The organism is Micromonospora sp. NPDC049580 (genome assembly GCF_040675595.1).
GTDB lineage: Bacteria > Actinomycetota > Actinomycetes > Mycobacteriales > Micromonosporaceae > Micromonospora.
This window is the reverse complement of the sequence record NZ_JBFAPG010000113.1, coordinates 1-14,288: the sequence shown is the minus strand read 5'-3', so window position 1 is coordinate 14,288 and position 14,288 is coordinate 1. Positions and strand designations below refer to the sequence as shown.

Below are 14,288 nucleotides of genomic sequence, written 5' to 3'. Positions count from 1 at the left end.
CTGTCGCCGTCGGAGAGCTTCGCGTCGAGCGCACCGAGGAAGCGGACGTCCTCGTCGTTGACGTAGACGTTCACGAAACGGTGCAGCGCGCCGGCCTCGGTGACCAGGCGGCCACGCAGCCCGGCGTGCCGGGAGTCCAGGTCGGTGAGCAGGTCGCCCAGGGTGTCGCCGGCGCCCTCGACGACCTTGGCGCCGCCGGTGTAACTGCGCAGGATGGTGGGGATGCGAACCTCGATGGCCATGATGTCGTGCTCCTCAAACGGGTGTGCCAACGGTGACGGGACGGAACGGGTGCGAACGCTGACGGGTCAGCGGCCGGAACACTCGTAGTCGACCGTCGCCGGGCTCTGCCCGAACATGTAGGACTGCACGGCGTGCGGGTCGACCCCGGCCTCGACGATCTGGACCGGCTCCTCGGTCACCACGCCGTCGACGATCCGGAACGACCGGATCTCCTCCGAGTCGGGCTCACGCGTCGAGACGAGCAGGTAGTGCGCGCCCGGCTCGCCGGCGAAGGAGACATCGGTGCGGGACGGGTACGCCTCGGTGGCGGTGTGCGAGTGGTAGATGACCACGGGCTCCTCGTCCCGGTCGTCCATCTCCCGCCACACCCGCAGATGCTCCATCGAGTCGAACTCGTAGAAGGTCATCGACCGGGCGGCATTGTCCATCGGGATGTGCCGGGTCGGGGTGTCGCTGCCGACGGCACCGGCGACGACGCCGCACGCCTCGTCGGGGTGGTCCCGGCGCGCGTGGGCGACGATCGCGTCGATGATCGACCGGTCGATGCTCAGCACGTGCACCAGCCTAACGCCTACCGGGCAGGCCCTGAAGTGGTGCCGGTCACGCCTCGTCGATCAAGGCGTTGAGCAGCGACTCCTGTAGATACCCGAGGTACGCGTAGACCGACAGTTGGAACACCCGGCTGGAGCCGGGATCCTCGGTCACCGCGTCGTCCAACTCCTCACCCAGGTCAGTGCCGTCCTTGATCTCCAGCCGGACGCCCATCGCCAGCCGCGCGTCGTTGAGCGCCCGCAGCCACGCCTCGGCCGCCTCGGCGTCCAACCGCACCTCGCCGCCGGCCTCGTCGGGCAGCGCGGCCAGAATGGCCCCGGCCTGGTCGATCTTGGCAGTCTTCAGATCACCCTCGGTGTAGCGGCGGAACTCGGCGGTGCCGCTCGCATCCTTCGGGTAGACCGCCGGGAACAGCCGGCCCACGACCGGGTCCGTGTGGTCGAAACCGTCGGTGAGCAGACCGACCACCTCGGAGGCGACCTTTCGCAGCACCCGCACTTCGTCCACGGCGAAGGTGGCGACATAGCGGCCGGCCTGCCGCCGGAACATGCTCACGAGCGGTCCACCGTCGCCCACAGCCCGTACGCGTGCAACTGCGACGCGTCGTGCTCCATCCGCTCCCGGGCGCCCGTGGAGACCACGGCGCGGCCCTTGTGGTGCACGTCCAGCATGAGCTGCTCCGCCCTCTCCCGGCTGTAGCCGAACAGCTTCTGGAAGACCCAGGTCACGTACGTCATCAGGTTGACCGGGTCGTCCCACACGATCGTCACCCATTGCCGGTCGGGCGCCGGCACCTCGTCAGTGGCCGGCGTCTCGACCGGTGCAACCTGTGGAGCCGCCATGCCCCCCATCGTGCCACCGGTTTCCCGGAACCGAGGAACCGGAACGCCGGGCGAACCAGGATCACCCGCCGTGGCCACCCCGGAGCCGGCCCGCACCCCGTCGGACGCGAGGCGCGGGGCGGGCCCGAGCCGGGAGATGGCCACGCCGTCAGGCGAGCAGGATGCCGTGGTCGACTGCATCGGAGAGCACCACGCCCAGCGAGAGGCGGATCACCTCGAACCGTCGGGAGATCTCCCGGGAAAGCTCCAACTCGACCTCCCGCAACGCCCGCTGGGACCAGGCGCGCGCGGCGCTGTGGTCATCGTTGCCCGGGGTACGCCACTGCTGCCAGCACCCGCCGGAGAGCGCCACCGCGACCGGCGGAAGCACCTCGTCACGGGTCGCCGTCGGATAGCCGGCGAGCGCGTCGATCGCCTCCGCGCCGGTCAGCCCGGCCACACCCGCCGTACTCGTGATCAGCAGGACCCGGTCCAGGTCGCGCCCGGAGCGGTGGTCGGCCAGGCCGTACTGGACGGCGGTGGCGATCCGGCGGCGGACGCCCTCGGTCGGTGTCGCGCCGAGCACCTGGGCGGCGGTGTCGGCCACGATGCCCCGCACCGCGTGGTCGCACTGCGCGGTGGCCAGCAGCGACAGCGCCGCCATCTCCCGGTCGAGCAGGTCCGGCAGGCCGGCGCAGCCGACCCCGAAGACGATCTCCTGGACGGCCCGGAGATGGACGTTCGCCAACTCCAGTGCCAGGTGCTGGCGGATCCGCTGGGAGCAGGACCGGACCTGTCGGTCGAGCCGCTCGGACCAGTCCCCCGGGTCGGCGGACACCGCCACCCGGTCGTGCTGCCCCGGCAGCACGGGCGGATCGGCGCTGGCCCGCTGCAACCCCTCGTTCGCCGACCAGCCCACCAGCGCCCGGCGCAGGTCGGCGGCGGAATCGGCGCCGTCGACCGGGAACCACCGCGCGCCGGCCAGGGAGGGGACCGCGGCCAGCAGCGCCGCCCGGTGCGCCTCGACGATCACCGCCACCGGGTCCACCTCATCCGGCCGGCCGTCGGGCGGCGAGACGGACGCCCCCGCGTCCTCCGTCAGCACCCCGCCGTCGGCCGGCGGCGCCCAACCGGCCGCACCCGGGGTCACCGCGAAGACGACCTCCACCGGGGCAGCGGCCACGTCGGCGAGCAGATTCAGCTCATGGGCCGTGAACGCCTGGTCGGCCGCGATCACGAAGAGCAGCGCGCCGGCCCGGCCGACGGCCTCGCGCAGCACCCGGACGCCGGCCACGCCGAGCGCGCCCGTGTCCGGTGTGTCGACCAGGGTGAAGTGGCGCAGCAGGGGCTCGGGCACGCTCAGCTCGACCCGCCGGGGTGGGCGGGCCAACGCCGGGCCGGCGGCGTCCCGGTCCGCGCCGTACGAGTGCGGCTGGCGGTAGCCGGGGACGAAGGCCGCCCGCGTGGGCACCTGGGCGTGCCGGACCAGCAGCCAACTGCCCGCCGGCACGGTGAGCATCACCGGGTCGAGCCCGACGAGGCTGGCGAGGACCGCACGCCGGTCGGCGCCGGCCGGGCCGACGGCGACCACGCCGAGCGGCTCGTCCGCCCGGGGACGGGGCACGCCGAGGTCGGTGGGCAGCGGGCTGCAGCTCGGCAGGTCGGCTGAGCTGGCCATGTCACCGGGCGAGTCGAGCGAAGGGAGAGGGCCCTGCTGCATCGGGTGGCCTCCCGGGGCAGGCGACCGGCGCGCCGGTCGCGTGGAATTCCGGTGACACTACCCGGATGCCGGAAGAGTACGTTCGGCCGGCCGACCAGGCGGAACAGTTCGGATACTCACCGGTAATTGTGCGACTACTCAACTTCGGTGCGTGACGGTGCGGGCGCGGACGGAATTCGATGGATATGCTGCGCGGATGAGTCGATGGAAGTTCGTCGGCCGAACCGATGAGCTCAACCGCCTGCTGGCGGCGGTGACCGGCGAGGCCGGCCGAGGGCTCTTCTTCAGCGGCAGCGCGGGCATCGGCAAGAGCCGGCTGCTACGCGAGGGCGTCAACACCCTGCCCACCGACCGGTACGCGATCTGGTCCATCGCGGCCAGCGCCACCACGGCGGCGCTGCCCTTCGGCGGGCTGGTGCAGGTCCTCCCGGCGGAGCAGCCCCAGGGCCTCTCCCCCGCCGGCATCCTCCGCTGGGCGCTGGGCGTTCTGCAACAGCAGGCCGCCGGCCGCCGGATCGTGCTCGCCATCGACGACGCGCACCTGCTCGACCCGCCCTCCGCGGCGCTGGTGCATCTGGTCGCCCGCGCCGACAACGCCACGGTCGTGGGCACCCTGCGCGACGGCGAACAGATCCCGCTGCCGATCCGCGCACTCTGGACCGACGACCTGGTCGAGCACGTCGAGCTGACCCCCATGGCACCGTCGGAGACCGCCGGCCTGCTGGCGGCGATCCTGGGCGGCCCGGTCGACGCCGGCTCCGCCGACCGGCTCGGCCGGCTGTCGGCCGGCAACCCGCTGCTGCTGCGCGAGCTGGTGCACGCCGCCAGCGGCAGCGAGGAGTTGAAGCGCACCTACGGGATCTGGAAGTGGACCGGGCGGCTGGAGCTGGCACCCAGCCTCACCGAGCTGATCGACACCCGCGTCGGGCAGCTCACCGACGGCGTTCGCACGGTCGTCGAGCTGGTCGCCTTCGGTGAACCACTCGGCCTGCACCTGCTCAACCAGGCCGCCGAGCAGTCCGATGTGGAGTACGCCGAGGAACGCGGCCTGATCACCGTCGTCCAGCACGACCGGCGGACCAACGTACGCCTGGCCCACCCGCTCTACGGCGAGGTGATGCGTCGCCGGTGCCCGGTCAGCCGCACCCGACGCCTCCAGGCGCACCTCGCCGAGCTGCTGGAGCAGGTCGGCAAGCGCCGCCGCGACGACCTGCTGCGGGTGGCGGTCTGGCGGCTCGACTCGGGCACCGCACAGGACGCCGCCCTGCTCGTGGACGCCGCGATGCAGGCGTTCACCCGCTACGACGTACCGCTGGCGACCCGGCTGGCCCGGGCCGCGCTGAACGCCGACGGCGGCTCGGACGCGGCGGAGCTGCTGGCCACGATTCTGATGTTCGCCGACCGACCGGACGAGGCGATCACCGTTCTCGACGCGGTGACTCCAAAGGCCGGGGACGAGCGGCGGCTCTGCCGGTGGCTGACCGTCCGCGGCATGGTCAGCTACTGGGGGCTCAGTCAAGAGTCCACGGTGGAGGAGATCGCGAGCCGGGTCGAGGAGCTCGGCGACTCGGCCGACCGCGCCCGGGTGCACGCCTTCGAGGCGATCATGCGGCTGCACCGGCTCGACACGGTCACCGCCGTACGGCTCAGCCAGACCGTGCTCGATCGGCCCGCCGCCGGCATCGCCGCCCGTGAACTGGCCCGCAGCACCATCGCGTACGTCCAGGCCGCCCAGGGTCAGCTGTCGCGCAGCGGCGCGGCCATCGCGCAGGTGCACTCCGCCGCGGCCAGCTGGCGCACCGACATGCCGTACCTGCAACTGGCCCTGGAGCTGGCCCGCGGCACCCGGCTCATGCTCACCGGCGACCTCGTCGGGATCGACGCGATCGTGGCCGACGAGTTCGCCGACCTGGCCGGTGCCGGTGACTTCCGGCTCGGCACCGGATACCTGGCCATTCTCCAGGCGTACGCCGCGCGACTGCGCGGGCAGAGCGACTCGGCGATGCGGACGTCGTTGGGCGCCTGCGCGGTGCTGGCGACCAGCCGGGTCTACGCCGGTCTGGCCCAGGCCGAGCGGGCCCAGGCGGCGGCGCTGCGCGGCGACGCGGCGCAGGCCGCCGAGGCGATGGCCGAGGCCGACCGCACCCACGCGCCGGGCATGGCGGTGCTCTACCCGTGGCTGGAGCAGGCCCGGGGCGCGGTGCTCGCCGCGTCGGGTGACCTGCCGGGCGCGGTGAAGCAGCTCAACGACCTGGCCGACCGGCTGCGCGCGGACGGTTTCGCCGGGCACGAGGTGCACGTTCTGCACGACCTGGTCCGGTTGGAGCAGGCCGGCGCGCCCGTCGGGCCCACCTGCTCCGACGGTGGGCGGCGCACCGTGGCGCAGCGCCTCGCCGAGCTGTCCGAGCAGGTGGACGGCGTGCTCCCCCCGCTGCTGGCCCGGCACGCCCGGGCCGCGGTGACCGACTCCGCCGCGGATCTGCTCGCGGTCGCCGACGACTACGCCGCGCTGGAGCTGACGGTGTACGCCGCCGAGGCCACCGCACAGGCTCTGCACCGGCTGCGCCAGCAACACTCGGTGGCGGCCGGCGAGGCCCGCGAGCGTCTGGCGGGGCTGCTCAGCCGCTGCGACCTGATCCGCACGCCGGCGCTGCGGGCCGGGGCGCCGGTGCTGACCGAACGCGAGTGGCAGGTGGCCCGCCTCGCCGCGCACGGTGCGACCAGCAAGGCCATCGCCGAGCGGCTCTACCTCTCCGCCCGCACCGTGGAGAACCACCTGCAGCGGATCTACACCAAGCTCGGCGTGACCGGCCGGTCGGAGCTGTGGGCCGCGCTGCGGTCGATCCCGGGCCACGAGGGCGGCGGCGCGGGCTGAACCTTAGGCTGGGGCGGTGAGCACCCTCCGCCCCGCGCTGCTGACCGACCACTACGAGCTGACCATGGTCAGTGCGGCACTCAAGGACGGCACCGCCGACCGCCGCTGTGTCTTCGAGGTGTTCAGCCGTCGGCTGCCCAGCGGCCGGCGCTACGGCGTCGTCGCCGGCACCGCGCGGCTGATCGAGCTGATCCGCGACTTCCGGTTCGACCCGGCGGAGGTCGATTTCCTGCGCCGCACCGGAGTGGTCGACGAGGCGGCGGCGGCCTGGCTCACCGACTACCGCTTCACCGGCGACATCGACGGGTACGCCGAGGGTGAGCTGTTCTTCCCCGGTTCGCCGATCCTGACCGTCTCCGGCGGCTTCGCCGAGTGCGTGGTGCTGGAGACGCTGGCGCTCTCCGTGCTCAACCACGACTGCGCGGTGGCGGCCGCCGCGGCGCGGATGGTCACCGCCGCCCGGGGCCGGGCGCTGATCGAGATGGGATCGCGCCGGGCACACGAGGAGGCGGCGGTGGCGGCGGCGCGGGCCGCGTACCTGGCCGGTTTCCGGTTCACCTCCAACCTCGCCGCCGGCGAGCGCTACGGCATCCCGACGGCGGGCACGGCGGCACACGCGTTCACCCTGCTGCACGACGACGAGCGGGCCGCGTTCGCCTCGCAGGTGGCCACGCTGGGCAAGGACACCACGCTGCTGGTCGACACGTACGACATCAGCCAGGGCATCCGCAACGCGATCGCGGTGGCCGGGCCGGAGCTGCGGGCGATCCGGATCGACTCGGGTGACCTCGCGGTGATCGCGCAGCAGTCCCGGGAACTGCTGGACTCACTGGGCGCCACCGAGACGAAGATCATTGTCTCGGGCGACCTGGACGAGTACTCGATCGCGGCGCTGGCCGCCGAGCCGGTCGACATGTACGGCGCGGGGACGGCAGTGGTCACCGGCTCCGGGGCGCCCACGGCGGGGCTGGTCTACAAGCTCGTCGAGGTCGAGGGCCGCCCGGTGGTGAAGCGCTCCGAGCACAAGGCGACCATCGGTGGGCGCAAGGTCGCGGTCCGCCGGCACAAGCCGACCGGCACCGCCACGGAGGAGATCATCGTCCCCCAGGGTGTGCCCGACCGGCAGGCCAACGACCGGATGCTCCAGCGCTCGTACGTGATCGACGGCGAACCCGTGGGTCTGCCCACCCTCGACGAGTCCCGGGAGCACCTGCGCGAGTGCCTCATCTCCATCCCGTGGGAGGGGCTGAAGCTCTCGGCCGGCGACCCGGCCGTGCCGGTCACTGTCGTACCCGCCGCCTGAGCCCGCTGATCCGACCTCGAAGGGACCCCGATGGCCGACGCGCTGATCATCGTGGACGTGCAGAACGACTTCTGTGAGGGCGGCTCGCTGGCCGTCCCGGGTGGCGCCGGGGTGGCCGCCGGGATCTCCCGGCTGCTCGCCGCCGAGCCGGACCGGTGGCGGCACGTGGTCGCGACGAAGGACTATCACATCGACCCGGGCGCGCACTTCGGCGATCCGCCGGACTTCGTCGAGTCGTGGCCCCGGCACTGCGTGGTCGGCACCAGCGGCTCCGAGTTCCACCCCGAGCTGGAGACCGGTCGGGTCGAGGCGATCTTTCACAAGGGCGAGCACGCGGCGGCGTACTCCGGATTCGAGGGGCACGCCGACGACGGCGAGTGCCTGGCCGACTGGCTGCGTCGGCACGACGTGGACCGGGTCGACGTGGTCGGCATCGCCACCGACCACTGCGTTCGCGCCACCGCGCTCGACGCCGCCCGGGAGGGCTTCGCCACCACCGTCCTGCTGGAGCTGACCGCCGCGGTCGCTCCGGAGACCACCGACGTGGCGCTGCGGGCGATGGACGGCGCCGGCGTGATCCTGCAGGGCGAGCCTGTGATCAGGGCCGCATGAGGCGGTAATTTATTGGCCAATGGTCCACCCTCCGTCGAGGATGTCGCCGGAGGTACGGACCAACGTGAACATGAAGCCTTACCGCGCAGCTCTCGCCCTGCCCGGCCTGCGGTCGCTGCTGCTGGTCGCCGTCCTCGCCCGCATCCCGCTCACCGCGACCGGGGTCACGCTGACCTTCCACGTCGTGCTCGACCTCGACCGGGGCTACGGCGCGGCCGGCCTGGTGGGCGCCGCCATCACCGTGGGCGCTGCGATCGGTGGGCCGCTGCTCGGCCGACTGGTCGACCGGCGTGGTCTGCGTCCGGTTCTGGTGCTCACCGCCATCGCCGAGGCGATCTTCTGGTCCACCGCGCCCACGCTGCCGTACCCCGTGCTGCTGCCGGCCGCCTTCGTGGCCGGCTCCTTGGCCCTGCCCATCTTCTCGGTGGTCCGCCAGTCGATCGCCGCGCTGGTCCCGGAAGATCAACGACGGCCGGCGTACGCGTTGGACTCCATGTCCGTCGAGCTGTCCTTCATGATCGGCCCGGCGCTGGCGGTGGCCCTGGTCACCGCGATCTCGGCGCAGACCACCATGTACCTCGTCGGCGGCGGCATCGTCGCCGCCGGGATCGCCCTGTGGCTGGTGAACCCGCCGATCCGCGGCGCCGCCGAACCCGCCGGCCCACGGCGCCAGGTGCCTCGGCGGGAGTGGCTGACGCCCCGACTGCTCGCCGTGCTGGCGCTCAGCGCCGCCGCCACCCTGGTGCTCGGCGGCACCGACGTCGCGGTGGTCGCCGTCCTGCGGGCCAGCGGCGAGGTCGGCTGGACCGGCGTCGTGCTGGCTGGCTGGGCGATCGCCTCCCTGGCCGGCGGCTTCGCCTACGGGGCGGTGCACCGCTCGCTCTCCCCGCTGGCCCTCACCGCCGCACTCGCGCTCTGCACCATCCCGGTCGGGTTGGGCGGCGCGCACTGGTGGCTGCTCTGCCTGGCGCTGATCCCGGCCGGCGCGCTGTGCGCGCCGACCATCGCGGCCTCCTCCGACGCCGTCAGCCGTCTGGCCCCGGCCGAGGTACGCGGCGAGGCGATGGGCCTGCACGGTTCGGCGGTCACCGTCGGCATCGCGGTCGGCGCACCGCTCGCCGGCGCGGTGATCGACGGCAGCGCGCCGCTCTGGGGCTTCGTGGTGACCGGAGCGCTCGGCGCGCTGGTCACCCTGATCGTGCTCCCCGGCGAGCTGCGCCGCCGTCGCCACGCCGACGCGGCCACCCCGCCGCCGGTCGAGGCCGATCTCGCCCCCGCCGCCCGCTGACTGCCGCTGGCTACCTCGGGCGACGGCCAGTCGCGGCGGGCGATGGTGCCGGTGGCAGGACCCCCTGGAACCTCGGTTGACGGCATGCATACACACACGGATATACCTGTGAGGCATAAATATGTCTCACAGGTATATCGCTCGTCAGTACGGTCGCCTCCGGAAGCCGGCCGAGCGGTGCGACGCCGGCCGCGCAAAGGAGGGCGGGGAGTAGAACGGCGGGAGTTGAGCCCGGCCAGAGCAGGCCATCGCCGAGCGGGGCCATCAGCGCCGAGCGCGCAGCACGGTAGGGCGGACCGTCAGAGCCGGGTCGGACCGGGGCTGGGCCAGCCAGGGCGGGACATGGCGAAGGGCGCCGCTCCCGGTGGTCCCGGGGGCGGCGCCCTTCGTACGGTCGAGCGGGTTGAGCGTCAGTGCCGGTCGATGTCGCTGGCGATGTCCTCGCTGTAGCGAGCGCCGCCATCCGACTCGCTGGTGAGCGGCTTGGAGCCACCCTCCGGCGGGCCGGCCAGGCTCTGACCGGCGGCCAGCTCCGGGAACTTCGCGTCGAACGCCGGCCGCTCGGAGCGGATCCGGGGCATCCGGTCGAAGTTGCGCAGCGGCGGCGGGCTGCTGGTCGCCCACTCCAGCGAGTTGCCGTGACCCCAGGGGTCGTTCACCTCGACCACTGGACCGGTCTTGTACGACTTCCAGCAGTTGTAGATGAACGGCAGCGTGGAGATACCGGTGATGAACGCGCCGACCGTGGAGATCGTGTTCAGCGTGGTGAAACCGTCGCCGGGCAGGTAGTCGGCGTACCGGCGGGGCATGCCCTCGGCGCCGAGCCAGTGCTGCACCAGGAAGGTGGTGTGGAAGCCGATCATGGTGAGCCAGAAGTGCACCTTGCCCAGGCGCTCGTCGAGCATCCGGCCGAACATCTTCGGGAACCAGAAGTAGATGCCGGCGAAGACGGCGAACACGATGGTGCCGAAGAGCACGTAGTGGAAGTGCGCCACCACGAAGTACGAGTCCGACACGTGGAAGTCGAGCGGCGGGCTGGCCAGCAGCACACCGGTGAGACCGCCGAAAAGGAAGGTGACCAGGAAGCCGACCGCCCACAGCATCGGCGTCTCGAAGCTGATCTGGCCCCGCCACATGGTGCCGATCCAGTTGAAGAACTTCATGCCGGTCGGCACCGCGATCAGGTAGCTCAGGAAGCTGAAGAACGGCAGCAGCACCTGGCCGGTGGCGAACATGTGGTGCGCCCAGACGCTCATCGAGAGCGCCGCGATCGCGACGGTCGCGGCGACCAGGCCCTTGTAGCCGAAGATCGGCTTACGGGAGAAGACCGGGATGATCTCGCTGATGATGCCGAAGAACGGCAGCGCCACGATGTAGACCTCGGGGTGCCCGAAGAACCAGAACAGGTGCTGCCAGAGCATCGGCCCGCCGGTCGCCGGGTCGTACACGTGGGCGCCGAGGATGCGGTCCGCAGCGAGCGCGAACAGCGCGGCGGCCAGCAGCGGGAAGACCAGGATCACCAGGAGGCTGGTGACCAGGATGTTCCACGTGAAGATCGGCATCCGGAACATGGTCATGCCGGGCGCACGCAGGGTGAGCACCGTGGTGATCATGTTCACCGCGCCGAGGATGGTGCCCAGGCCGGAGATGGCCAGACCCATGATCCACATGTTGGCGCCGACGCCGGGCGAGTGCTCGACGCTGCTCAGCGGCGCGTACGCGAACCAGCCGAAGTCGGCGGCGCCGCCCGGGGTGATGAAACCGGCGGTCGCCATCGTGCCGCCGAACAGGTACAGCCAGTAGGCGAAGCTGTTCAGGCGGGGGAAGGAAACGTCGGGCGCGCCGATCTGGATCGGCACGATGTAGTTCGCGAAGGCGAACACGATCGGCGTCGCGAAGAACAGCAGCATGATCGTGCCGTGCATCGTGAAGAGCTGGTTGTACTGCTCGGGCGACAGGAACTGCAGCCCGGGTCGGGCCAGCTCAGCCCGCATGATCAGGGCCATCAGGCCGCCGACCATGAAGAACACGAACGCGGTGACCATGTACATGATCCCGATCTGCTTCGCGTCCGTGGTACGCAGCAGCCGCGCGATGGCCGACCCCTTGACCGGCTCCCGGACCGGCCAGGGCCGGGTCACGACCGGCTTGGGTGCGACGGTGGTCACGAGTGGCCTCCGGTTCTCGGTTGTCCCGCTCGGCACACGCTGTTTATCGGCGGGCCGTCATCCGCAAGGAGGATAGTCCCCGGCAGGTCGCAGCGCCGCGTGGGGTGGCGTGACACGATCTACTACGGGCCTACAGCGGGCCGACCAGCAACCGGTAATGCTCCCCGAAGATCCGTCCGCCACGTCCGCGCAGCAGCGGGTCGCGCAGCGCCGGCGGCACGTCCCTGGTCCGGTTGCGGTCCCGGGTCCGGTCGGCCACCCAGCGGGTACGCGGGCGACGACGACTCTCGTACGCCACCAGCGCCGCCTCCACGCTGCCGGCGGCGCGCAGCGACTCGGCCAGCACCACGGCGTCCTCCAGGGCCATCGCGGCACCCTGGGACAGGGTCGGCGCGGTGGCGTGCGCGGCGTCGCCGACCAGCAGCACCCGGCCCCGGTACCAGCGGCCCAGCTCGACCTCGTCGGTGATCCCGGCGTGCACCCGGTCGAGCATCGCCAGCACCTCGGGCACCGGGCCCCGGTAGTCGGCGAAGAGTTCGCGCAGCCGGGCCAGCGGGTCGGCGGGCGGCTCGGTGCCCGCCTCGTCGGCGTAGCAGTGCAGCCGCCCCTCCCCGATCGGCACCAGCAGCAGACCGGAGCGCTGCCCGAGCAGGGCGGTCCAGTCGGTGACGGGCGGGCCGTCACGCAGGACGGCCCGGTAGACGACGTGCCCGGCCGGGCGGGGTGGCCCGCCGAGCGCGGCCAGGGCCCGGACCGAGGAACGCGGCCCGTCGGCGCCGATGACCAGGTCGTACTCGGTGCTGGTGCCGTCGGTGAAGGTGACCCCGACCGCGCGCGGGAGCAGATCGAGTGTGCGGACCTCGGCGCCGTGTCGGACCGCGCCGCCGGCGCCGCTGAGCAGCACCCGGTGCAGGTCCGCCCGGGGCAGCGCCCGGCACTCGCCGACGCCGCCCCAGAGGGCGTCGAGGTCCACCTCGCAGAGGGGCAGCCCAGCGGCGTCGAAGAAGCGCTGCCGGTGGATCACCTGCCCGAGCGGTCGGACCGGGTCGTGCAGGTCCAGCCGGTGCAGCGCGCGGGCGGCGTTGCCGGGCAGGTACAGGCCGGTCTCGGTCGACTCCCCCGGGGGCAGCTTGTCAGTGACGTCCGGTCGGAAGCCCGCCAGGCGCAGGGCCCGAGCCACGGCCAGGCCGGCGATGCCCGCGCCGACGATGAGAATGCGCAGGGGGGAGCTACGCATGGTGGTGTACGCCTCCGGAGGGGGAACGGCACGCGTCGGAGGCAACACGCTACTCGGAGCGATCGGCGCACACCAGAGCCCGATCGGCCCGCCCGAGCGGCTCCTCGGCCGTCCGCGCCGCTTAGCTGGCCGCCCTTGGACGCCCGTTCGGCGGCAGGATGGCAATCCTCACAATTCACCAGTTTGACGCGGGCGGTTGCGCCTCGGTTTCAAGCATGTAAATGTGTCGTTGAGCGTGGGAGCGCTCCCGCACCACCCCACCACAGCCGGCGCCCGGCACGCGCCGAGTCAAGGAGCGTCATGAAACGTCAACTTCGGGCCCTGGCCGCCGCCGGGCTGCTGGTCGCCAGCTCGCTCGTCGCCGTGGCCCTCAGCGGAAGCGCCTCCGCCGACACGCAGATCTGCGAACAGTACGGCTCGACCGTGATCCAGGGTCGCTACGTCGTGCAGAACAACCGCTGGGGCACCTCCGCCCAGCAGTGCATCAACGTCACCAGCAACGGCTTCGAGATCACCACGCAGAACGGCAGCAGCCCCACCAACGGGGCGCCCACGGCGTACCCGTCGATCTTCTTGGGTTGTCACTACACCAACTGCTCCCCCGGCACGAACCTGCCGATCCAGGTGAGCCAGATCAGCAGCGCCACCAGCAGCATCTCCTACCGGTACGTCAGCGGCGCCACCTACGACGCGGCGTACGACATTTGGCTGGACCCGTCGCCCAAGCGGGACGGGGTAAACCAGATGGAGATCATGATCTGGCTCAACCGTCAGGGCCCGATCCAGCCCATCGGCTCGGTGGTCGGCACGACCAACCTGGCCGGCCGGACCTGGGAGGTGTGGCGCGGCAGCAACGGCTCCAACAACGTCATCTCCTACGTCGCGTCGTCCGCGGTCTCCAGCCTGAACTTCAGCGTCATGGACTTCATCAACGACACCCGCAACCGGGGCGCGATCACCAACTCCTGGTACCTGACCAGCATCCAGGCCGGCTTCGAGCCGTGGCAGGGCGGCGTCGGTCTCGCGGTGACCTCGTTCTCGGCCAACGTCAACGGCGGCGGCACCCCGCCCACCAACCCGCCACCGACCACCCCGCCGCCGGGCGGCAGTTCGGGCTGCGCGGTGAAGTACACGGCGAACTCGTGGAACAACGGCTTCACCGCCGACGTGCAGATCACCAACACCGGATCCAGCGCGATCAACGGCTGGACGCTTACCTACAACCTGCCCGGCGGGCAGACGCTCACCAACGCGTGGAACGCCACGGTGAGCCAGAGCGGGTCCGCGGTGACCGCCCGGAACGTGAGCCACAACGGGTCGATCGCACCCGGCGGCACGGCCAGCTTCGGCTACCAGGGCACGCTGAACGGGTCGTACTCGTCCCCGACCAGCTTCTCGCTCAACGGCACCAGCTGCTCCCGCGCCTGAACTGTCGTGGGGGCGGGGGCGCAGCGGGGGGCGCCCCCCCC

The 14,288-nt window shown here is 72.0% G+C and carries 12 protein-coding genes; 5 read left to right on the top strand and 7 right to left on the bottom strand.

The annotated features are described in order from the left end of the window. From AB0J68_RS12555 to AB0J68_RS12535, 5 genes are all read right to left on the bottom strand, one after another. Positions 1–242: MoaD/ThiS family protein (locus AB0J68_RS12555; RefSeq protein ID WP_363938281.1), on the bottom strand; the 242-nt coding region annotated here is incomplete at its 3' end. 66 nt (positions 243–308) lie between these two features. Next, positions 309–797 carry a M67 family metallopeptidase gene (locus tag AB0J68_RS12550; protein ID WP_354855130.1) on the bottom strand — a complete coding sequence of 163 codons (489 nt, stop codon included), beginning with the start codon at positions 795–797 and terminating at the stop codon, positions 309–311. A 46-nt stretch (positions 798–843) separates the two neighbouring features. Next, the gene (locus AB0J68_RS12545; RefSeq protein ID WP_354855215.1) at positions 844–1,344 is read right to left on the bottom strand and encodes a DUF2017 domain-containing protein; all 501 of its coding nucleotides are present in this window, start codon (positions 1,342–1,344) and stop codon (positions 844–846) included. A gap of 2 nt (positions 1,345–1,346) precedes the next feature. Beyond that, positions 1,347–1,637 (bottom strand): ATP-dependent Clp protease adapter ClpS, encoded by a 291-nt coding sequence (gene clpS / locus AB0J68_RS12540; protein ID WP_234581506.1) that lies wholly within the window; start codon positions 1,635–1,637, stop codon positions 1,347–1,349. Positions 1,638–1,785: 148 nt separating this feature from the next. Next, positions 1,786–3,294, bottom strand: a complete 1,509-nt coding sequence (locus tag AB0J68_RS12535; RefSeq protein ID WP_363938279.1) for a hypothetical protein — start codon at positions 3,292–3,294, stop codon at positions 1,786–1,788. 238 nt (positions 3,295–3,532) lie between these two features. Here AB0J68_RS12535 and AB0J68_RS12530 point away from each other — a divergent pair, with 238 nt between their 5' ends. From AB0J68_RS12530 to AB0J68_RS12515, 4 genes are read left to right on the top strand one after another with little or no spacing between them, the layout of a single operon-like run. Further along, positions 3,533–6,211, top strand: a complete 2,679-nt coding sequence (locus tag AB0J68_RS12530; protein WP_363938276.1) for a LuxR C-terminal-related transcriptional regulator — start codon at positions 3,533–3,535, stop codon at positions 6,209–6,211. A gap of 16 nt (positions 6,212–6,227) precedes the next feature. Continuing rightward, positions 6,228–7,514 (top strand): nicotinate phosphoribosyltransferase, encoded by a 1,287-nt coding sequence (locus tag AB0J68_RS12525; protein WP_354855127.1) that lies wholly within the window; start codon positions 6,228–6,230, stop codon positions 7,512–7,514. A 30-nt stretch (positions 7,515–7,544) separates the two neighbouring features. Continuing rightward, positions 7,545–8,126, top strand: coding sequence for a nicotinamidase (locus AB0J68_RS12520; protein ID WP_363938274.1), 582 nt, complete (start codon positions 7,545–7,547; stop codon positions 8,124–8,126). A 40-nt stretch (positions 8,127–8,166) separates the two neighbouring features. Then, a complete protein-coding gene (locus AB0J68_RS12515) occupies positions 8,167–9,414 on the top strand; it encodes an MFS transporter (protein WP_354855125.1) in 1,248 nt (415 codons plus the stop codon). Between the two features lie 410 nt (positions 9,415–9,824). Here AB0J68_RS12515 and ctaD read toward each other — a convergent pair whose 3' ends face one another. Both ctaD and AB0J68_RS12505 read right to left on the bottom strand, forming a co-directional pair. Beyond that, on the bottom strand, positions 9,825–11,582 hold the full coding sequence (gene ctaD / locus AB0J68_RS12510; protein WP_354855124.1) for a cytochrome c oxidase subunit I: 1,758 nt from the start codon (positions 11,580–11,582) through the stop codon (positions 9,825–9,827). Between the two features lie 130 nt (positions 11,583–11,712). After that, on the bottom strand, positions 11,713–12,819 hold the full coding sequence (locus AB0J68_RS12505; RefSeq protein WP_363938270.1) for an FAD-dependent monooxygenase: 1,107 nt from the start codon (positions 12,817–12,819) through the stop codon (positions 11,713–11,715). Between the two features lie 300 nt (positions 12,820–13,119). On the opposite strand from AB0J68_RS12505, the gene AB0J68_RS12500 reads away from it, so the two are divergent. After that, positions 13,120–14,247 (top strand): cellulose binding domain-containing protein, encoded by a 1,128-nt coding sequence (locus tag AB0J68_RS12500; RefSeq protein WP_363938268.1) that lies wholly within the window; start codon positions 13,120–13,122, stop codon positions 14,245–14,247. Positions 14,248–14,288 lie beyond the last annotated feature (41 nt).